Annotated in this window: 16 protein-coding genes and 1 pseudogene; 5 read left to right on the top strand and 12 right to left on the bottom strand. The window is 70.6% G+C overall.

What is annotated here, in order from left to right:
* The 6 genes from yajC to pdxT form a co-directional block, all read right to left on the bottom strand.
* Window positions 1–339, bottom strand: a complete 339-nt coding sequence (yajC, locus tag VHW64_RS19515) for a preprotein translocase subunit YajC (protein WP_329652238.1) — start codon at window positions 337–339, stop codon at window positions 1–3.
* A gap of 118 nt (window positions 340–457) precedes the next feature.
* Window positions 458–1,549: a Holliday junction branch migration DNA helicase RuvB gene (gene ruvB, locus VHW64_RS19510; RefSeq protein WP_329652237.1), complete on the bottom strand. Its 1,092-nt coding sequence runs from the start codon at window positions 1,547–1,549 to the stop codon at window positions 458–460.
* Between the two features lies 1 nt (window position 1,550).
* Window positions 1,551–2,147, bottom strand: a complete 597-nt coding sequence (gene ruvA / locus VHW64_RS19505) for a Holliday junction branch migration protein RuvA (protein WP_329652236.1) — start codon at window positions 2,145–2,147, stop codon at window positions 1,551–1,553.
* Complete coding sequence (gene ruvC / locus VHW64_RS19500) at window positions 2,144–2,662, bottom strand: crossover junction endodeoxyribonuclease RuvC (RefSeq protein WP_329652242.1); 519 nt, start codon at window positions 2,660–2,662, stop codon at window positions 2,144–2,146. The genes ruvA and ruvC overlap by 4 nt, the downstream gene beginning before the upstream one ends.
* Window positions 2,663–3,003: 341 nt before the next feature.
* On the bottom strand, window positions 3,004–3,768 hold the full coding sequence (locus VHW64_RS19495; protein WP_329652235.1) for a YebC/PmpR family DNA-binding transcriptional regulator: 765 nt from the start codon (window positions 3,766–3,768) through the stop codon (window positions 3,004–3,006).
* A gap of 6 nt (window positions 3,769–3,774) precedes the next feature.
* Window positions 3,775–4,431 (bottom strand): pyridoxal 5'-phosphate synthase glutaminase subunit PdxT, encoded by a 657-nt coding sequence (gene pdxT / locus VHW64_RS19490; protein ID WP_329652234.1) that lies wholly within the window; start codon window positions 4,429–4,431, stop codon window positions 3,775–3,777.
* 248 nt (window positions 4,432–4,679) lie between these two features.
* Between pdxT and VHW64_RS19485 the strand changes: the two genes are divergently transcribed.
* Entirely contained in the window at window positions 4,680–6,314 is a 1,635-nt protein-coding gene (locus tag VHW64_RS19485; RefSeq protein ID WP_329652233.1) for a hypothetical protein, read from the top strand.
* Window positions 6,315–6,612: 298 nt separating this feature from the next.
* A pseudogene (locus tag VHW64_RS20370) lies at window positions 6,613–7,176 on the top strand (protease pro-enzyme activation domain-containing protein); the annotation flags it as partial.
* 1,639 nt (window positions 7,177–8,815) lie between these two features.
* Here VHW64_RS20370 and pdxS read toward each other — a convergent pair.
* From pdxS to VHW64_RS19465, 3 genes are read right to left on the bottom strand one after another with little or no spacing between them, the layout of a single operon-like run.
* Entirely contained in the window at window positions 8,816–9,727 is a 912-nt protein-coding gene (gene pdxS, locus VHW64_RS19475) for a pyridoxal 5'-phosphate synthase lyase subunit PdxS (RefSeq protein ID WP_329652241.1), read from the bottom strand.
* Between the two features lie 41 nt (window positions 9,728–9,768).
* Window positions 9,769–10,410 carry a phosphatidylinositol phosphate synthase gene (gene pgsA, locus VHW64_RS19470; protein ID WP_329652231.1) on the bottom strand — a complete coding sequence of 214 codons (642 nt, stop codon included), beginning with the start codon at window positions 10,408–10,410 and terminating at the stop codon, window positions 9,769–9,771.
* A 50-nt stretch (window positions 10,411–10,460) separates the two neighbouring features.
* On the bottom strand, window positions 10,461–11,000 hold the full coding sequence (locus VHW64_RS19465) for an HIT domain-containing protein (RefSeq protein ID WP_329652230.1): 540 nt from the start codon (window positions 10,998–11,000) through the stop codon (window positions 10,461–10,463).
* Window positions 11,001–11,094: 94 nt separating this feature from the next.
* Here VHW64_RS19465 and VHW64_RS19460 point away from each other — a divergent pair, with 94 nt between their 5' ends.
* Together VHW64_RS19460 and VHW64_RS19455 are read left to right on the top strand one after the other, a co-directional pair.
* A complete protein-coding gene (locus VHW64_RS19460) occupies window positions 11,095–11,586 on the top strand; it encodes a GNAT family N-acetyltransferase (protein WP_329652229.1) in 492 nt (163 codons plus the stop codon).
* The gene (locus VHW64_RS19455) at window positions 11,583–12,077 is read left to right on the top strand and encodes an AAA family ATPase (protein ID WP_329652228.1); all 495 of its coding nucleotides are present in this window, start codon (window positions 11,583–11,585) and stop codon (window positions 12,075–12,077) included. Before VHW64_RS19460 ends, VHW64_RS19455 begins: the two co-directional genes overlap by 4 nt.
* A gap of 37 nt (window positions 12,078–12,114) precedes the next feature.
* Here the strand turns inward: VHW64_RS19455 and thrS are convergent, their stop codons facing one another.
* Window positions 12,115–14,103: a threonine--tRNA ligase gene (thrS, locus tag VHW64_RS19450; protein ID WP_329652227.1), complete on the bottom strand. Its 1,989-nt coding sequence runs from the start codon at window positions 14,101–14,103 to the stop codon at window positions 12,115–12,117.
* A 112-nt stretch (window positions 14,104–14,215) separates the two neighbouring features.
* Between thrS and VHW64_RS19445 the strand changes: the two genes are divergently transcribed.
* Window positions 14,216–16,192: a DUF4012 domain-containing protein gene (locus VHW64_RS19445; RefSeq protein WP_329652226.1), complete on the top strand. Its 1,977-nt coding sequence runs from the start codon at window positions 14,216–14,218 to the stop codon at window positions 16,190–16,192.
* Window positions 16,193–16,216: 24 nt separating this feature from the next.
* On the opposite strand, the gene VHW64_RS19440 is transcribed toward VHW64_RS19445, so the two are convergent.
* Both VHW64_RS19440 and lon read right to left on the bottom strand, forming a co-directional pair.
* Window positions 16,217–16,372: a GPGG-motif small membrane protein gene (locus VHW64_RS19440; RefSeq protein ID WP_329652225.1), complete on the bottom strand. Its 156-nt coding sequence runs from the start codon at window positions 16,370–16,372 to the stop codon at window positions 16,217–16,219.
* A gap of 1,073 nt (window positions 16,373–17,445) precedes the next feature.
* Window positions 17,446–19,761 (bottom strand): endopeptidase La, encoded by a 2,316-nt coding sequence (gene lon / locus VHW64_RS19435; protein WP_329652224.1) that lies wholly within the window; start codon window positions 19,759–19,761, stop codon window positions 17,446–17,448.
* Window positions 19,762–19,840: the final 79 nt, after the last annotated feature.

Below are 19,840 nucleotides of genomic sequence, written 5' to 3'. Positions count from 1 at the left end.
CTACTGCGTGCCATCAGATTGCTTCTCCTCCGGCTCGTCGGCATCGGCTGCCGCGAGCTCTGTTCCGGCCTCCCGAGACGCGGGAGCCACCACCTTGCCGACGGCGGCGCGCACGACCTTGAGCCTGACGCCGTCCGCCACCTCGACGTGCACGTTCTCCTCGTCCAACGCGCGGACCACCCCGAAGATCCCCGAGGTCAGCATGACCTCGTCACCGACCGCGATCCCGCCCTGCATGTGTGCCATCGTCCGCTGGCGCGTCTGGGCCGGCCGGATCATCACCAGCCAGAACAGCACCGCGATCCCCAGCAGGATCAAGAAGGGCGCAACGTTGTCCACGGTTTCCTCGGTCGGGGGTCCTGGTCGGGCAGGTCGGCGCACGACGTGCGCGACGGTCTTCAGACCGACGGTGAAGTGTAACCAAGGGTGTGGCCCAGCCCACGAATCACCAGGAAGTTCACGGCTCGAACAACGTCGGCACGTCCGGGGTCTCCGCAGCGGGCGCGGGGGGTGGGGTGAGACCGAGGTGCTCCCAGGCCGCGCGGGTCGCCACCCGGCCTCTCGGCGTACGGGCGAGGAAGCCGTTGCGGACCAGGAACGGCTCGGCGACCTCCTCGACGGTCTCCCGCTCCTCGCCGACGGCGACGGCGAGGGTGGAGATGCCCACCGGTCCCCCGCCGAAGCGCCGGCAAAGAGAGTCGAGGACGGCGCGGTCGAGGCGGTCGAGACCGAGGGAGTCGACCTCGTAGAGGTCCAGGGCCCGGTGGGCGACCTCGCGCGTGACCAGGCCGTCGGCGCGGACCTGGGCGTAGTCGCGCACCCGGCGCAGCAGCCGGTTGGCGATGCGGGGCGTGCCGCGGGAGCGGGAGGCGATCTCGGCCGTTCCCTCGGCGTCGGTCTCGACACCGAGCAGTCCGGCCGAACGGCGGATGATGGTGTCGAGCTCGTCGGGCTCGTAGAACTCCAGCTGGGCGGTGAACCCGAACCGGTCGCGCAGCGGACCGGGCAGCAGGCCGGCCCGGGTGGTGGCGCCCACGAGCGTGAACGGGGGGATCTCCAGCGGGATCGCGGTCGCGCCCGGCCCCTTGCCGATCACGACGTCGACGCGGAAGTCCTCCATCGCGAGGTAGAGCATCTCCTCGGCGGGCCTCGCCATCCGGTGCAGCTCGTCGACGAAGAGGACGTCGCCCTCGTTGAGCCCGGACAGGATCGCGGCGAGGTCGCCGGCATGGGTGATCGCCGGGCCGCTGGTCAGCCGCAGGGGCGCCGACATCTCGGTGGAGATGATCATCGCCAGGGTCGTCTTGCCCAGGCCCGGTGGGCCGGAGAGCAGCACGTGGTCGGGGGCCCGGCCACGGCGTCGGGCGGCTTCCAGCACCAGGCCCAGCTGGTCGCGGACGCGCTGCTGCCCGACGACCTCGGCAAGGGTGCGCGGCCGGAGAGCCGCCTCGACGGCCCGCTCGTCGCCCTCGGCCTCGGCAGTCGTCAGCGACGCCAGATGCTCCTCCTCGCGTGCCGCCAGGGAGTCCGACGACTCGTCGCGAGCCATCTCAGGCCCTGCTCAGGGTGCGAAGCGCGGCGCGCAGGAGAGCCCCGACGTCCGGGCTCGCCCCCGCCTGGTCGGCGACGGCCTCGATGGCCTTGTCGGCGTCCTTGGCCGACCACCCGAGGCCGACGAGACCCTGCTGCACCTGACCTCGCCAGGGCTCGCTCAGCGTGGGGAGGCCGCCGCCCGAGACCGCGACGGCAACCCCGATGCGGTCCTTCAGCTCCAAGATGATGCGCTGCGCGCCCTTCTGCCCGATGCCGGGCACCATGGTCAGCGTGCGGACGTCGTCGCCGGCGACCGCGCGACGTACGGCGTCCGGCGTGAGGACGGCCAACATCGCCTGGGCGAGCTTGGGCCCGACTCCGCTGGCGGTCTGGACCAGCTCGAAGACCTGCTTCTCGTCGTCGTCGGCGAACCCGAACAGCGTCAGGGAGTCCTCGCGCACCACCATCGAGGTCGGCAGCGTCGCGCTCTGGCCGGCCCGCAGCGTGGCGAGGGTGTTCGGTGTGCACATCAGCTCCAGACCGACGCCACCGACATCGACGACGGCGCTGTTCAGGGTGAGCGCGGCGACCTCGCCGCGGACGAAGGCGATCATCGGCCGCTCCTGGCCTCGGCCGCCTCGAGGGCGGCCTCGATCCTGGCCTGCGCTCCGCCGCGCCAGATGTGGGTGATCGCCAGAGCCAGGGCGTCCGCGGCGTCGGCCGGCTTGGGTGGGGTGTCGAGCCTCAGGATCCGCGTGACCATGGCGCCGACCTGGGCCTTGGTGGCGCGCCCGCTGCCGGACACGGCCGCCTTGACCTCCGAGGGCGTGTGCAACGCGAGCGGCAGGTTGCGTCGTGCGGCGGCGACCATCGCGATCCCGCTGGCCTGGGCGGTGCCCATCACGGTGCTGGAGTCCGACCGCGCGAAGACCCGCTCGATCGCGACCGCATCCGGGCGGTGCTCGTCGAGCCAGGCCTCGATGCCGCGCTCGATGTGCATCAGCCGCATCGAGACGTGCTCGTCAGCGGAGGTGCGGAGCACGTTGACGTCGATCAGCCGCAGAGGTCTGCCGACGTCCCCCTCGACGACCCCCATGCCGCACCGGGTCAGCCCGGGGTCGATCCCCAGCACACGCATCTGTCGACCTCTCGCCCGAACACCTGTTCGCACGTCACGCTAACGGCAGGCAGCCGCGGCGCGACGAACGACACGCAGTCGCTCGTTCCGAAGTCGGGCGTCCGACGGACCCGGTGACACCGAGCCACCTGGGCTTGCACAACCCCGTTCATCGGCTCACTACGAACTCAGGCTAGGGAAGTGCTGGTCAATGGCGCCGTCGCGAGCGTCGCGACGCGTGTGCGATGGCAAGGCGGGGTCGCGACGGCATGCCGGGCGCACGTCGAGCGGCTGCAACGCGGCCGGCGTGCGCGCATCGCGGCGCGCAGCAGGCGGGACTGACCATCGCTTCCCTAGGCCTCGAGGGCGGCCATCACGTCGTCGGGGATGTCGACATTGGTGAAGACGTTCTGGACGTCGTCGAGGTCCTCCAGGGCGTCGACGAGCCGGAAGACCTTGTCGGCGGCGCCGGCGTCGACCGGGATGTCCATCGTGGCGACGAACTGCACCTCGGCCGAGTCGTAGTCGATCGCGGCGTCCTGGAGGGCCGACCGCACCGCCACGACGTCGGTCGCCTCGGAGACGACCTCGAAGGACTCGTCGAGGTCGTTGACCTCCTCGACACCCGAGTCGAGCGCTGCCTCGAGCACGGCGTCCTCGTCGACCTCGCGCGCCTCCTGGCTCTTCGGCACGATCACGACGCCCTTGCGGTTGAACAGCCGCGACACCGAGCCCGGGTCGGCCATCGTGCCGCCGTTGCGCGTCACCGCGGTGCGGACCTCCATGGCCGCGCGGTTGCGGTTGTCGGTCAGGCACTCGACGAGGAACGCGACGCCCTGTGGGCCGTAGACCTCGTACATGATCGTGGAGTAGTCGGCGGCACCAGCCTCGGCACCCGAGCCGCGCTTGACGGCTCGGTCGATGTTGTCGTTGGGGACCGAGGACTTCTTCGCCTTCTGGATCGCGTCGTAGAGCGTCGGGTTGCCCCCGGGGTCTCCCCCGCCCATCTTCGCCGCCACCTCGATGTTCTTGATGAGCTTGGCGAACATCTTCCCGCGGCGCGCGTCGACGACGGCCTTCTTGTGCTTGGTGGTGGCCCACTTGGAATGGCCGGACATGGCTCCCTACTTCGCTCGTCGATCGGGCTCGTGCGAGTCGACCAGATCCAGGAACAGACGATGGACACGGTCGTCGCCGCCGACCTCGGGGTGGAAGGACGTCGCCATCAACGACCCCTGCCGGACGGCCACGATCCTACCCGCGGCCGGGCCTTCCTCGACGCGGGCGAGCACCTCGACCCCAGGACCGGTGCTCTCCACCCACGGCGCGCGGATGAACACGGCGTGCACCGGCTCGGCGATCCCCGCGAGGTGCACCTCGCCCTCGAAGGAGTCGACCTGCCGGCCGAAGGCATTGCGACGCACGGTGACGTCGAGGCCGCCCAACGTCTCCTGGTCGGACGTGCCGTCCTCCACGCGGTCGGCGAGCAGGATCATCCCGGCGCAGGTCCCCAGCACCGGCAGACCCTCCTTGATCCGCTGGCGAAGTGGCTCGAAGAGGTCGAAGGCGCGCGCGAGCTTCGACATGGTCGTCGACTCTCCGCCCGGGATCACCAGGCCGTCGCACTCCTCGAGCTCGGCGACGCGGCGTACCCCCACCGCCCGGACGCCGATCGCCCCGAGCATGCGCAGGTGCTCACGGACGTCTCCCTGGAGCGCGAAGACACCGATGGTCGGAGCAGACCCAGCCGTCGGCGAGCCGGAGTTTCCCACCCTCCCCATGCTAATGGCGTGGGTGCGACGTGCTTGGAGGGTTGGCGGCGTCAGGCTGCGGGCAACGCATGGCGGCGTCGCGCAACCCTTCAATGACCTCGTGCGCGGCACCAGGGCCGAGCCCCGGCCCGACTCGCGAGACGTGTCACGTCCGGCACAGACCGGGCGTCCGCGTCTGCCGACGCTGGCGTCGCAGCGAGCGACGCCCACCAGCGGGCGACGCACCAACCGCTGGAACGGAGGAACTCATGAGGTGCATGACAAGCCGGCTCGTCCGGCACGGGGCCGCCCGGTTGACGGCCGGTGCAGTGGTCGCGGGAGGACTGCTCGCGATGTCGATGCCGGGCGCGCACGCGGCGTTGACGCAGATCACCTTCGACACGCCAACCGCCGACACGCCCTGGCAGGTCCCTGTCGGCGTGACCCGGATCGTGGTCACGGCATACGGCGCCCAGGGCGGCTCGGGCTCCCGCAACCAGCACACCTACGGCACCGGTGGCTACGGCGCCGAGCTCCACGCGACCTTCGCCGTGGTCGCGGGGCAGGTGCTCGACCTCACGGTGGGCGGGGCGGGCAACGAGACGGTCGGTGGCGTCGGAGGAGGCGGTGCCGGTGGCGTGGGCGCCGATCCAGGCTCGGGCGGTGGTGGCGCTTCCGTGGTGAGCCTCAACGGAACGCCCTGGCTCGTCGCGGGTGGCGGCGGGGGCGCCGCTGACTACCACGTGGACGGTGGTGACAGCGGTGCGACCGGCCTTGTTCGCGACGGCGGGCTGAACACTGCGGACGGACGAGGCGGAGGCGGCGCAACAGCAGCCAGCGCGGGGTCCGCGGGCGCCGGGGGAAGCAGCGCCGGGGTGGCCAACTGCGCCTTCACCCTGGGCGGACCTGCCGGATCAGCCGGCGCCTCGCTGAACGCCCTCCCACGAGCGGGCGGCACGGGCGGCGGTCGTCCGGACGACTACCCGCGCGCGGGCGGCGGCGGCGGTGGCGGCGGCTACACCGGCGGAGGTGGGGGCGGCGGCGGCGCCTACTGCGTCTCTCTGGCTGCCATCCCCTACGGCGCCGGAGGTGGTGGTGGTGGGGGCTCGAGCCTGGTGAGTGCCTCCGCCCTGGCCGGGTCCATTCTGCAGGGCCGCAACCAAGGGGACGGCTCGATCACGATCAGCTACAGCGACTCGGCGGGGCCGACCGCCAGCCCGACGCTGTCGCCGGCGCCCAACGTCGCGGGCTGGAACAACACGCGGGTTACCGTCAACTGGAACTGGACGGACGAGACCTCGGGTATCGACACGACAAACTGCACCCAGCAGTCCAGCACCGGCACCCACACCGGGGAGCTCGTGCTCGATGCGGTCTGCGAGGACACGGAGAACAACGTCTCCCAGGACTCCGTCACCGTCAGGGTCGACCCCACGGCGCCCGTCGCGGCACCTACCCGGGACGACGCCCAGGTCGACGCTCTGGTGAACGGCTGGACGCGAGGGCCGGTCACCCTGGACTGGAACTGGGCCGACTCGCTCAGTGGCGTCGACGCCGCCGCCTGCACCACCTCGTCGACAGCGTCCGGCAACGGCGTACACCAGCTGACCGCGAGGTGTGCCGACGTCGCCGGCAACGCCGCGACGGCGAGCAAGACGGTGCGCGTCGACCGGAAGGCTCCCAAGGTCGTGGTCAAGCAGCCGAAGCATCGCGTGTACCACCGTGGTCAGCGGGTCGTCGTGAGGTACCGGTGCCGCGATGCCGGTGTCGGGGTGGCGACCTGCTCGAGCAAGCTCCACCGCGGGGCCTTGCTACCCACCAAGAAGGTCGGACGGCATGTCGTCAGGATCAAGGCCGTCGACCGCCTCGGCAACATGCGCGTCAAGCGGATCGTCTACCGCGTCACTCGCTAGGCAGCGGCAGACCAGAGAGAGTCCTTGCGGGGTGCGGCAGCCGATGCCGCACCCCGCAGTGGTCTTCGCGATCGGCGACGCCGGTCGAGACCGCCGTTTCACCGGTGGTGCGGCCGCGCCCCGGGCGACGTGACCTGGGTGAGGACCGACCACTGGCCCGTCCGGGTGTTGACACCGGTGGTCCGCGGGCAGAGGCTGCCACTCGCTGCTTCCCCGGCGTGACCCGTCGGGCCTGCTCCCACGGAGCGCCGCTGTGGCCCTCCGCGTTCCCTTGTCACCCATCTCGAGGGGGCTCTGCATGCAGATGCTACGAACACCCGCGCGCTTCGGCGCCGCGCTCGCCCTAGCGGTCGCGCTCGCGGTTCCGTTGCTGTTCTCCAGCACGGCGGGCGCGACCACCAGTCCCGGTCACCTCCGAGCACTGCCCGACACCAGGGTCAGCACGCCCGGCCGTTCTGTCGGCGCCTTCAGCGCCCGGCAGATGAGCGTCGACGTCGTCCTGGCACCTCGCCACGGCCGCGCCTTGAACCACCGGCTCCGCGCCGTGTACGCCCGCCACAGTGGCAGCTACCACCAGTGGCTGCGCCGTGGACAGTTCGCCCACCGGTTCGCACCGAGCACGAGTGCGCGTCGTCAGGTGGCGAGGTACCTGCGTGCCCAAGGCATGTCCGTGGCCCGCACCCACTCGCCGTTCATGCTCCGGGCCAGCGGGTCGAGCAGCAAGATCGAGGCCGCGTTCCACACGACGCTGCGGACCTACCGCAGTGCCGCCACCAAGGGACACGCGGCGACGACGTACTTCGCCAATGCGGGTGCCGTCCGCCTCCCGGCTTCGGTACGTGCGCACGTCTTGTCGGTCGTGGGTCTGACCAACACCGTGCGCCTGCACAGCAACGCCGTGCGGTCGCCGTCCACGGGCCACTCCAGCAAGAGCTCGGCCAGCTGTGAGGCGCCGTACCCGACGGCTCAGCAGTTCTTCGACGACGTGAACAACGGGGTCGGCTTCCCGTTCGGCTACGGCGCGGGACCGGGCTGCCAGGGTCTGTCGCCCTCGCAGGTGCGCTCGATGTACGGCGCGCCGAAGTCGGCGAAGGGACTCGGACGCGGCGCGACCTTGGGCCTCTTCGAGCTCTCCGCCTACCAGCAGTCCGACATCGCCACGTGGACCCAGACCTTCTACGGCTCGAGCTACCAGCCGCAGCTGGTGGACCGGAACGTCGACGGTGGTCCGCTGGACGTCCAGTGCCCGGTCGGCGACGACTGCCCGCCGGACTACGAGGGCTACGCCGGTGACATCGAGGTCGCGGCGGACATCGAGGCCACCCTCGCGGTCGCCCCGCACCTGAAGCACCTGGTGGTCTACAACGCTCCCAACGACGAGACCGGTCAGACCGAGCTCGACGAGTACGGCGCGATCGCCCAGGACGACTCGGTGTCGACCGTCAGCTCCAGCTGGGGCCTGTGCGAGAACGACGCGGGCGTCGACTACGCCGAGGCGGAGAACCTGATCTTCGAGCAGATGGCGCTGCAAGGTCAGAGCTTCTTCGTGGCCGCTGGTGACACCGGTGCCTACGACTGCATCCGTGACGGCACGGGCACCGTGCAGAACGTCGGCGACCCGGCCTCGCAGCCGTGGGCCACGAGCGTGGGCGGAACCTCGTTCGCGACCTCCAACCCGGGCACCAGGCCCAACCCGTCCTACCCGCGCTCGGGTGAGTCGGTGTGGAACGTCGACAACCTGTGCGCCCCGCCGACCACGGTCGAGGGCGGACAGACCGGCGACTTCTGGTGCACCAACACCGGTGCCGGGGGCGGCGGCTACAGCCAGTTCTGGGGACGGCCGAGGTACCAGCGCGGCCCGGGTGTGAACGCGAACACCGTGCGGGGCAACGGCACGACCCAGTGCTCGCTCGCCGCCGTCGGTACGGCGTGCCGCGAGGTGCCGGACGTGTCGGCCAACGCCGACGAGTACACGCCGTACGCGGAGTACTGCACGGGCTCGGACGCCACGCCGAACAGCGTGTGCGGCACGTTCAGCGACTCCCAGGACCCGCCGGGATGGTTCGGCATCGGCGGGACGAGCCTGTCCTCGCCGGTGTGGTCGGCCGTGATCGGTGACCGCAACGGGTTCCAGGGCCGGCGGACGGGGAACGCCAACGTGTTCCTCTACGGCCGGTTCAACGGGTCCGGGTACCGCGACTTCCACGACATCCGGCAGGCAGGTCAGATCGCGAAGAACAACGGACTCTTCGACGTCCTCGCGAACTACGACATGGCCACCGGAATCGGAAGCCCGAAGATGAGCGCGCTCATCCACTGAAGTCAACGAGAACGCCGAGAACGCTCAGAGTCCTGAGCCGTCTCGGGTGAGTCAGTCCCAGCCGCGTCGGCCCAGCCGGCGCGGCTGGGCTGTCTCGGCGGGCCTCGCCTGGTGAGCGCGCGGCGAGGGTCTCGACCGGGCTGCTGCCCGTCCGGCTCCAGGCACCCGGACCCTGCCGGAGCTACCAGCCGCGCTCGGCGAGCCGATGCGGCTGCGGGATCTCCTCGACGTTGATGCCGACCATGGCCTCGCCCAGGCCGCGGCTCACCTTCGCGACGACGTCGGGGTCGTCGTAGAACGTCGTGGCCTTCACGATCGCCTCGGCCCGCTGGGCGGGGTTGCCGGACTTGAAGATGCCGGATCCCACGAACACGCCCTCGGCGCCCAGCTGCATCATCATCGCGGCGTCCGCCGGAGTCGCGATGCCGCCGGCGGTGAACAGCACGACCGGCAGCTTGCCGGCGGCGGCGACCTCGCGCACGAGGTCGTACGGCGCCTGGAGCTCCTTGGCCGCGACGTACAGCTCGTCCTCGCTCAGCGACGTCAGCCGGCGCAGCTCGCCGCCGATGGTCCGCATGTGGGTGACCGCGTTGGAGACGTCGCCGGTGCCGGCCTCGCCCTTGGAGCGAATCATGGCCGCGCCCTCGGTGATGCGGCGCAGCGCCTCGCCGAGGTTGGTCGCGCCGCAGACGAAGGGCACGGTGAACTGCCACTTGTCGATGTGGTTGGCGTAGTCGGCCGGGGTCAGCACCTCGGACTCGTCGATGTAGTCGACGCCGAGGCTCTGGAGCACCTGCGCCTCGGCGAAGTGCCCGATCCGGGCCTTGGCCATCACCGGGATCGAGACGGCCTCGATGATGCCGTCGATCATGTCGGGGTCGCTCATCCGGGAGACGCCGCCCTGGGCGCGGATGTCGGCGGGCACCCGCTCGAGCGCCATCACCGCGACCGAGCCGGCGTCCTCGGCGATCTTCGCCTGCTCGGCGGTGACGACGTCCATGATCACGCCGCCCTTGAGCATCTCGGCCATGCCGCGCTTCACGCGGGTCGTGCCGGTGCTGCTGCGCCCGTCGGTCGAGTCTGTCGAGACCATCTCAGCCATACCCCCATCGTAGGACTGACTGACCGTTCACCCTATTCGGTGGGGGGCGTGAGCCCCAGCGCCTGCTGACGGACGACGAGGATCCGCTGCACCACCGTGACCGTGCTCGCGACGGCCAGCACGGCCAGCGTGACGGGGATCAGCCACAGCACGCCGTCGCCGACTCCGAGGTGCCGCAGCAGGTCGGCCAGACCGGTCATCACCAGGATCGAGACCAGCCGGTCGGACCGCTCCGCGATCCCCACCTTGGCCTGCATCCCGAGGGACTCCGCGCGCGCTCGTGCGTACGACGTCAGCGACCCGACGACCAGGCAGTACAACGCCAACGCGGCGCGCCACTCGCTGTCACCCGGGCCGACGTAGTAGAGCACCAGGCCGCCGAAGATCGCGCCGTCGCCGACCCGGTCCAGCGTGGAGTCGAGGAAGGCGCCGAACGGCGACATCTGGCCGCTCGTGCGGGCCATGTAGCCGTCGAGCATGTCGCTGAAGACGAACGCCGTGATCACCAGCACGCCCGCCAGCAGCCAGCCCCGGGGGAAGCAGACCAGGGCGCCGGCGCACACGCCGAGGGTCCCGACCAGCGTCACGGCGTTGGGGCTCACCCCGAGCTTGAGCAGGAGGTTGCCCAGGGGCGCCCAGACGTTGGTCCAGAACTGGCGGAAGCGTTCGAGCATGGCGGGAGCAGGGTAGCGGTCCGGCGGCACGCCGGCCGCATCCGAACGGCTCAGCGGACCCAGGACTCGGCGAGCAGCGCCCGGGTGTCGCGGAGGAGCTGGGGCAGGGTCTTGGCGTGGCCGATCACCGGCATGAAGTTCTGGTCGCCGACCCAGCGGGGTACGACGTGCTGGTGGAGGTGGGCGGCGATGCCGGCGCCTCCGGCCACCCCCTGGTTCAGGCCGACGTTGAAGCCCTCCGCATGGGACACGGCACGCAGGGTGCGCAGCGCCGACTTCGTCAGCGACGCGATCTCCGCGGCCTCCTCGGCGGTGGTGTCGGTGTAGTCGGCGACGTGCCGGTAGGGACACACCATGAGGTGGCCCGCGGCGTACGGGTAGAGATTCAGCACGGCGTACGCCAGCTCGCCGCGGCGTATGACCAGGAACCGCTCGTCGTCGTCCGCCCGCGGGATGCGGCAGAAGGGGCACTCCCCCGCGCTCTGGTCGGAGGGCTTGTTCTCCCCGCGCAGGTAGGCCATCCGGTACGGCGTCCACAGCCGGTCGAGCCCGTCGGCCTCGCCCACGCCGTCCTGGCGAACTGGCTCCATGCGGCCACTCTAGGGAAGCGCTGATCAATCCCGCCTGCTGCGCGCCGCGATTGATCAGCACTTCCGTAGGCGGGGCGCGCCGTAGGCTCGCGGGGTGAGCGAGGCCACCCTGCGACCAGCGACGGCTGCCGACGTCGATGCCGTGGCGACGCTCTTCCACCAGGGCTGGCACGACGCCCACCCGGGGCTGGTCCCGGCCGGCCTGACCGAACGGCGTACTCCCGAGGCGTTCCACGACCGCGTCTCCACGCGCGTGGCCGAGACCGACGACACCACCGTGGCCGAGGTCGACGGCACCCTGGCGGGCTTCATCATGGTCGCCGGCGACGAGGCCGAGCAGGTCTACGTCGACGCCGCCTTCCGCGGGTCGGGCGTGGCGGCTCGGCTGCTGACCGAGGCGGAGCGGCAGGTCGCGGCTGCCGGCCACGACGTCGCCTGGCTCGTGGTCGTGCGCGGCAACGACCGGGCCCATGCCTTCTACGTCAAGCAGGGCTGGGCCGACGAAGGGGACGTCGACTACCCCGTGACCGCGCTCGGCGAGCAGTTCGTCTCACCGTGCCGCAAGCTCACCAAGCGCGTCCGGTGACCCAGCCCGACCCGGTCGCCGGCCGACCGCCGACGCTGTTCGTCCTGGCCGGGATGCCGGGCAGCGGCAAGTCGGTGCTGGCGGCCCGGCTCGCGAGCGAGCGCGAGGCTCTGCACCTGGACCCGGACGCGTGGTTCATGGCCCTCGGGCTCGACCCCCACGACGGGCACGCGCGCGAGGTCTTCGAGGGTCTTCAGTGGCAGCAGGGGCTCAGGCTCCTCGAGCTCGGGGTCTCGGTGATCGCCGAGAGCGCCGGCTGGCGCGAGGTCTCCCGCGAACGCCGCCGGGCTGCCGCGGCTCGGCTCGGCACCCGCACCGAGCTGCACGTGCTCGACGTCCCCCTCGAGGAGCGGTGGCGACGCGTCGAGCGACGCAACCGCGAACCCGGGGCGGTGCCCCTCACCCGAGGGCAGCTCGAACAGGCCCAGCGATTCTGGGAGCCACCCGGCCCCGAGGAACAGGCGAGGTACGACGCCGTACGCGTGTGGTGAGTCCCCGCCCGAGACTCCGGGGCCGCCGAGCCGCGGCTCAGACCTGTTCGCGAGACGCGACCGCGGCCGCGACGCGCTCGATGGCCTCCTCGACCGGGACGCCGTTGTCCTGGCGGCCGTCGCGGTAGCGGAACGACACGGCGCCGGCCTCCATGTCCTGGTCGCCCGCGATCACCATGAACGGCACCTTCTGGAGCTGTGCGTTGCGGATCTTCTTCTGCATCCGGTCGTCGGACTCGTCCACCTCGACCCGCAGGCCTCGCGCGGTCATCCGCTTCGCGACGTCCTCCAGGTAGGCGACGTGGCGCTCCGCGATCGGGATGCCCTGCACCTGCACCGGCGACAGCCAGGGCGGGAAGGCACCCGCGTAGTGCTCGACCAGCACGCCGATGAAGCGCTCGATCGAGCCGAACTTCGCGGAGTGGATCATCACCGGCTGCTGGTGCGAGCCGTCGGCCGCGACGTACTGCAACCCGAAGCCGGCCGGCTGTCCGAAGTCGTACTGGACCGTCGACATCTGCCAGGTGCGGCCGATCGCGTCGCGGGCCTGGACCGAGATCTTCGGCCCGTAGAACGCCGCCCCACCGGGATCGGGGACGAGATCGAGCCCGGACTCGTCGGCGACCTTCGCCAGGATCGCCGTCGCGGTCGCCCAGTCCTCGTCGCTGCCCTGGAACTTCTCCTTGTTCCGGTCGTCGCGCGTCGACAGCTCGAGGTAGAAGTCGTCGAGCCCGAAGTCGCGGAACAGGCCGAGGCAGAAGTTGAGCAGGTGCTTGACCTCGTCGGCCGCCTGCTCCGGAGTCACGTAGGAGTGCGAGTCGTCCTGGGTCATGCCCCGCACCCGGGTCAGGCCGCCGACGACGCCGGACTTCTCGTAGCGGTAGACGCCGCCGAACTCGAACAGCCGCAGAGGCAGCTCGCGGTAGGACCGTCCGCGCGACTGGTAGATCAGGTTGTGCATCGGGCAGCTCATCGCCTTGACGCGATACTTCGCGCCGTCCAGGTCCATCGGCGGGTACATCGTCTCGGCGTAGTACGGCAGGTGCCCCGAGGTGTGGAACAGCCCCTCCTTGCTCAGGTGCGGCGTCCCGACGTAGGAGAAGCCCTCCTCGATGTGACGGCGCCGGACGTAGTCCTCCATCTCGCGCTTGATGACGCCGCCCTTGGGGTGGAAGACGACCAGGCCGGGCCCGAGCTCCTCGGGGAACGAGTAGAGGTCGAGCTCGCGGCCGAGCTTGCGGTGGTCGCGCTTCTCGGCCTCCTCGAGCTGGTGGAGGTGCGCCGCCAAGGCGTCCTTGCTCTCCCAGGCCGTTCCGTAGATGCGCTGGAGCTGCTTGTTCTTCTCGTTGCCCCGCCAGTACGCCGCGGCCGTGCGCATCAGCTTGAAGGCCGGGATGCGCTTGGTGGTCGGCAGGTGCGGACCCCGACAGAGGTCCTTCCAGGCAAGGTCGCCGTCGCGGCGCAGGTTGTCGTAGATGGTGAGCTCGCCGCCACCGACCTCGACGGCTGCGCCCTCGGCCGCGCTGTCTGCGTGGCCCGCGCCCTTGAGCCCGATCAGCTCGAGCTTGTAGGGCTCGTCGGCCAGCTCGACCAGGGCATCGGCGTCGGTCACGGGCCGCCGTGAGAACCGCTGGCCCTCCTTGACGATCCTGCGCATCGCGGTCTCGATCTTGTCCAGATCCTCGGGCACGAACGGCGTCTCGACGTCGAAGTCGTAGTAGAAGCCGTTCTCCACCGGCGGCCCGATGCCGAGCCTGGCCCCCGGGAAGAGCTGCTGGACCGCCTGCGCCATGACGTGGGCCGTCGAGTGGCGCAGGATGTCGCGGCCGTCCTTGCTGTCGATCGCCACCGCCTCGACCTCGTCGCCGTCCTGGAGCTGGTAGGCCAGGTCGCGCAGCTCACCGTCGACTCGGGCTGCGATCACCGCGGGGTCATCGGCGTACAGCTCCCAGGCCCTGGTCCCCGTCGTGACTGTCCGCTCATCGCGCGCGCCGGCGTGGATGAGGACGATCGACAGGTCGGACACTGCTGCTCCTGGTGCGGACGACGATGGGACCGCTCGATCGTATCGAGGGCGCATTCGAGACTTCGCGCGCATTACCGTCGTTCACACCCAGACACCCTGTTTACTCGTGCCCGTGTCCCCCGACGAGAGCACACCCACGGACTCTCCCGAGCCGAGCCAGCACCGGGCCGGCCCGGGTGGTGGCCGTCCGCGGGGGCGCCGGCGACGCCGTGGCCGCTGGCTCGGGCTGGCGGCGCTGCTGCTCGTCGTCGTGGCCGGCGTTGCGCTCGCCGTGCTCGCGCGTCCGCTGGTCTCGGCCAAGCACCAGGCCCAGCAGGCACAGGCCGACCTGATCAGCGCGAAGGGTGCACTGGCCCGGCACGACGTGCCGACGGCAAAGTCCTTCGTCCTGCAGGCCCAGGCTCACGTCGACCGTGCACACCACGATGCCCATGGCCTCGGCAGCAACGTGTGGTCAGCGGTCCCGGTCGCCGGGACCGCCGTGGACGACGAGCGCACCTTGGTCGACGCACTGAACCAGACCACGACCGTCGCCGCGATCGGCCTGGAGATCTACCCCATGGTCTCCGGCGACACCGCGACGCTCGTGCACGGCGACACCATCGACATCGCGACCCTGACCAAGGTGTCGGACCGCGCCACGGAGCTCTCCCCCCACCTCGAGGCCGCGCTCGCGGACCTCGCCAAGGTGAAGGGCTCGACGCCGGTGGTCGGCGGGTCGATCCGCCGGGCCACCACCAAGGCACTGGACTACCTCCAGCCGCTCCAGGACACCTACGAGCGCAACGTCCCCCTCCTCCAGGTGCTGCCGTCGCTGGTGGGAGCCGACGGGCCGCGGAGCTATCTGGTGGCCATGCTCAACCCGGCGGAGGAGCGGTACTCCGGCGGCGCCGCACTCACGTTCACGACGTTGCGCGTCGACCACGGCGCGCTCAGCTTCGGGACGACCGTGAACGCCGAGGACCTCAGCACCCATGGCGCCGCGCAGAGCTGGCAGCCGGTCGCGGGCAACACGTTCCACCGCACGTCCGCTCCGCAGCGCATCACCAGCTCGACGTTCTCCCCGTGGTGGTCGGTCTCTGGCGAGGAGCTCCTCCGGGGCTACTCCAAGGCGTTCCCCGGCCCACCCCTGAACGGCCTGATCGGCATCGACCTCCAGGGCCTGGCAAGTCTGTTCGCCATCACCGGGCCCGTCGAGGTGCCCGGGGCAGGTCAGGTCGGTGCCGGCAACCTCGTCCACGTGCTGGCGGGCAGCTACGACCTCTTCCCCTCGGTCGAGGCCCGGCATCAGGTGAACGCCGCTCTGGTCCCGCTCTTCCGCCAGCGCTTCCTCGAGGGCGGCCACATGTCGGTCAAGGTGAGTGCGCTGGTGAAGTCAGCGGAGGGCCGGCACTTCTTCACCTACTTCCGGAACCACGGCGTCGAGCGACGCTTCGCCAACGTGGGGCTGAGTGGCGACCTGAGCAGCACGCCGTACGACTACGTCGGCGTGTTCAGCCAGAACCTCAACGGCAGCAAGGTCGACTACTGGCAGCACCGCGCCGTCACCTCCACGGTGCGGCTCGCGGCGGACGGCTCGGCGCGGGTGCACCTGCACGTCGCTGTCACCAACGCGTCACCGCCGTACAGCGGGACCGAGCCCGACCCGGGCTCGGGGTACTTCACCCGACTCCTCGGGACGAGGGTCGGGGTGTTCATGCCCCGCCACGCGACCTATCGGTCCGCCGAGCTCGACGGGAGGCCACTCCGCGCTGTCGTGCACCGGCCCAAGGTCGCCGGAGTCCTCAACCGCAAGTACATCGAGGGCACGATGTCGCTCCAGCGCGGGCAGACCGGCACCCTGGACGTCGACTACCGCGCGACGCAGGCCGCTCAGGTCGTCTCCGGCGACTCGCTGGTCTACCAGCTCTCGGTCGACCCGCAGGACCTCGTCACTCCGGAGACCCTGCACGTGCACGTGATCTGGCCGGCCGGCTTCCGCCCGTCCGGTCCACTGCCCAGTCGCTGGTCCGCCACCGCCACCGGCGCGTCGTACTCCGGGACGGTGGCGGTCCAGCACTCCTGGCAGATCCCGCTCAGCAAGAGCTGAGCCGGGACCCCGGGTGAGACCTGGTCAGGTGCGCGAGCGGTTGAAGACGCTCCATCCGCCGGGGCCGACCGCGAGGCCGACCACGATCAGCACGATCCCGAGGATGATGCCTCCCTTGAGCAAGGTCACGATCCCCGCGATGACGAGGATGACGGCAAGGATCCAGAGCAGGAAACCCATGGTGAGAACTCCCTAGGTTGGTCGGGGCTGGGACAACGGGGACACCCGTACCCACCTGGGGGCGCGGCATCCTCTCGCCCTCTCCGTAGGGCGATTCGGCGTCTCCCGGGCACGTGAGGAATGCCGGGTCTGGGTCCGGCGCCCGACGTCCGGCTACGGTGGCGGCACGTGAGAGGGCCCGAGCAGCAGACACTTCTTTGGTCTTGCCACGAGACAGGCCACGGGACTGGTTCCCGGGGCCTGTCGCCTTGCTGACGCGTGAGCGGCACGGCGATGGCCGGCGCGAGACCCTCTCAAGGTGCCCGGGTGAGCGCTGCGGGCGCGACAACGCCCGCCGGTTCGACCCGGCGGGCGTTGCGCCCGGTGAGTGCGGCATGGGGTTCGCTCTCAACCGGTTGCCCGACGTCGGGGTCGTCAGGAACCCCCTCGAGTGCTGTGCCCGCAGCGGCAGGACCTCAACCGCTCGTGCCCCGGGTATCCCCAGAACTGGGGACGGAGCAGATCCGGCGTCCGCTCGTTCGCAGCGGCGGGACGTGCCGAGAACGACGAGAGCCCCGCCGGTCCTGCCGGCGGGGCTTCGTCGTCTCGAAGCGCCTCACGTACCTGCGCCCCCGCGTCCCGTCCCCCCGGTCGGTCAGCGCCCCCCTCAGCCTCTGTTCGCTCCCCCAAGCGATTCAGTGGCCGGTAAGAGAATTCAACGACAGATCCGTCGGTCATGGAAGAACTTGCCTACGAATTCGGCAGCACTTGCCCCAGACCTGACAACTTGCCCGATCGGATCGACCCTTCAGACCCGTGCGTCACACAGGCCACTTCGTCGTCGAACTACGCCTGACGGCGCCACTCGGTCCAGCGTCCGATCTCTCGCGATAAGACGATTCCGGCGCGCGGCCTAGCGATGCAAACGCCCGTTCACACTCATACCTCCCCGCTCGGGGTTGAGCTTGGCGCCGCAGCGTGCAAGGCGCCGCCACTTCAGGGGAGAGCAAACCAGCGCGACATAGAGCGGGGTCGGACCTCGAAACGGCCCAGGCGGGAACGCGACCCTGCAGGGCGGCGATCAATGGCGCCGTCTAGGCGGCAACGGTCTTTTCCGTGGCATCCCCTAGCGCACCACGCACCACGTCCATGACGTCCCCGATCACGCGCACGGTCAGCTCGGCGAGGACCTCGCTCGGTACGTCGTCCAGGTCCGGCTCGTTGCGGAGTGGCACGAAGATCTCGGTCAGCCCGTTGCGTTGCGCCGCAAGGAGCTTCTGCTTGAGCCCGCCGATGGGCAGCACCTTGCCGTTGAGAGTGACCTCACCAGTCATCCCCACCTCGGAGCGCACCGGACGACCGGTGGCGAGCGACGCCAGCGCGGTCACCATCGTGATGCCCGCCGACGGACCGTCCTTGGGTGTCGCTCCGGCAGGCACGTGCACGTGGATCGCCTGGTCGAAGAACGCCGGGGCGATGCCAAGTGCTGTCGCGTGGCTGCGGACGAAGGTGAGTGCGATCTGCGCAGACTCCTTCATCACGTCGCCGAGCTGGCCAGTCAGGGTAAGGCCGGCCGTGCCCTCGTGTGCTGAGGCCTCGATGAAGAGCACGTCACCACCGAGCCCGGTCACGGCGAGACCGGTCGCCACCCCGGGCACCGAGGTGCGCTCGTGGGCTTCGGGGGTGAAGCGCGGGCGCCCGACGAGGTCCTTCAGGTCGGCCAGGTCGATGTCGACCCGCTCCGACCCGGTCGCCAGGCGGGTGGCCGCCTTGCGAAGTGCCTTCGCCAGCAAGCGCTCGAGCTGTCGCACGCCTGCCTCGCGTGTGTAGTTGGCCGCGATCTCGTGCAGTGCCGCCTCGGAGATCGTGACCTCCTCCGCGGTCAGCGCTGCGCGCTCGAGCTGTCGAGGCAGCAGGAAGTCGCGGGCGATGGCCACCTTGTCGTCCTCGGTGTACCCGTCGAGGGTCACCAGCTCCATGCGGTCCAGCAATGCCGACGGGATCTGCTCGACCACGTTGGCGGTGGCGATGAAGAGGACGTCGGACAGATCGAGGTCCAGCTCGAGGTAGTGGTCGCGGAAAGTGTGGTTCTGCGCCGGGTCGAGCACCTCGAGTAGCGCCGCCGCCGGGTCGCCTCGGTAGTCCGCCCCGATCTTGTCGACCTCGTCGAGCAGGAGGACCGGGTTCATCGAACCGGACTCCTTGATCGCGCGCACGATCCGGCCCGGCAGCGCGCCGACGTACGTCCTGCGGTGACCGCGGATCTCCGCCTCGTCCCTGATCCCGCCCAGCGCGACCCGGACGAACTTCCGGCCGAGGGTCCGTGCGACCGACTCACCCAGTGAGGTCTTGCCGACTCCCGGGGGACCGGCGAGCAGGATCACGGCGCCTGATCCGCGGCCGCCCACGACCTGGAGTCCGCGCTCGGCGCGACGGCTCCGGACGGCGAGGTACTCCACGATCCGCTCCTTCACCTCGTCGAGGCCGTGGTGATCGGCGTCCAGCACCGCCCGGGCCGCGACCACATCGGTGGAGTCCTCGGTCGTGACGTTCCAGGGCAGCTCGAGCACGGTGTCGAGCCAGGTCCGGATCCACGCGGTCTCCGGGCTCTGGTCGCTCGAGCGCTCGAGCTTGTCGACCTCCCGCATCAACGCCTCGCGTACGGCGTCCGGGACGTCCGCGGACTCGACCCGGCCGCGGTAGTCGTCCGCTCCGTCCGGCTCGTCCTCACCGAGCTCCTTGCGGATGGCCGCGAGCTGCTGCCGCAGCAGGAACTCCCGCTGGCTCTTCTCCATGCCGTCGCGGACGTCGTCACTGATCTTGTCGGTGAGCTCGACCTCGGCCAGGTGCTCGCGGGTCCACCCGATCAGGGCCTCGAGTCGCGTCTCGACGTCGGGGGTCTCGAGGAGCTCGCGTTTGCGGTCCACCGAGAGGTACGGCGCGTAGCCGGCCGCATCGGCGATCGTGGCCGGGTCGGTCATCTGGTGCACCGAGTCGATGACCTGCCAGGCCTCCCGGCGCTGCAGGACGGCGACCACCAGCCGCTTGTACTCCTCCGCCAGCTCACGAGCGCGGTCGCTGACGTGCTCCTCGGCAGCCTCGACCTCGACCCACAGCGCCGCACCAGGTCCGGAGACGCCGCTGCCGATCCGGCCGCGTCCCTCGGCCTTGAGCACGGCCGCGGGACTACCACCGCGGAACCTGCCGACCTGCTCGACCGACGCGATCACGCCGTACGACGCGTACCGGTCCTCGAGCCGCGGAGCCACCAGGAGCCTGCCCTCGCTGCTCGCCTGGGCCGCGTCGACCGCCGCCCGCGACGACTCGTCGAGCTCGATCGAGACCACCATGCCCGGCAGCACCACGAGATCGGGCACGAACAGAACGGGGAGGCGAGAAACCTGAGTCATGCCGACTCAACTGGCGTTTGCGCGGCCGTGTTCCGAGGGGGCTTCGTGTTCGTCGAGGGCGAACACCCGGTGCCCGTGA

It is taken from the genome of Nocardioides sp., assembly GCF_036267815.1.
Lineage (GTDB): Bacteria > Actinomycetota > Actinomycetes > Propionibacteriales > Nocardioidaceae > Nocardioides.
The sequence above is the reverse complement of the archived record's forward strand: the minus strand, read 5'-3'. Positions and strand labels throughout refer to the sequence as shown.

What these genes read in the sequence shown, in the direction of transcription:
- ruvB (WP_329652237.1), bottom strand. Translation starts at nt 1,549, where the DNA reads ATGGCTCGCGACGAGTCGTCGGACTCCCTGGCGGCACGCGAGGAGGAG.
- ruvA (WP_329652236.1), bottom strand. Translation starts at nt 2,147, where the DNA reads ATGATCGCCTTCGTCCGCGGCGAGGTCGCCGCGCTCACCCTGAACAGC.
- VHW64_RS19495 (WP_329652235.1), bottom strand. Translation starts at nt 3,768, where the DNA reads ATGTCCGGCCATTCCAAGTGGGCCACCACCAAGCACAAGAAGGCCGTC.
- pdxT (WP_329652234.1), bottom strand. Translation starts at nt 4,431, where the DNA reads ATGGGGAGGGTGGGAAACTCCGGCTCGCCGACGGCTGGGTCTGCTCCG.
- VHW64_RS19485 (WP_329652233.1), top strand. Translation starts at nt 4,680, where the DNA reads ATGACAAGCCGGCTCGTCCGGCACGGGGCCGCCCGGTTGACGGCCGGT.
- pdxS (WP_329652241.1), bottom strand. Translation starts at nt 9,727, where the DNA reads ATGGTCTCGACAGACTCGACCGACGGGCGCAGCAGCACCGGCACGACC.
- pgsA (WP_329652231.1), bottom strand. Translation starts at nt 10,410, where the DNA reads ATGCTCGAACGCTTCCGCCAGTTCTGGACCAACGTCTGGGCGCCCCTG.
- VHW64_RS19465 (WP_329652230.1), bottom strand. Translation starts at nt 11,000, where the DNA reads ATGGAGCCAGTTCGCCAGGACGGCGTGGGCGAGGCCGACGGGCTCGAC.
- VHW64_RS19440 (WP_329652225.1), bottom strand. Translation starts at nt 16,372, where the DNA reads ATGGGTTTCCTGCTCTGGATCCTTGCCGTCATCCTCGTCATCGCGGGG.
- lon (WP_329652224.1), bottom strand. Translation starts at nt 19,761, where the DNA reads ATGACTCAGGTTTCTCGCCTCCCCGTTCTGTTCGTGCCCGATCTCGTG.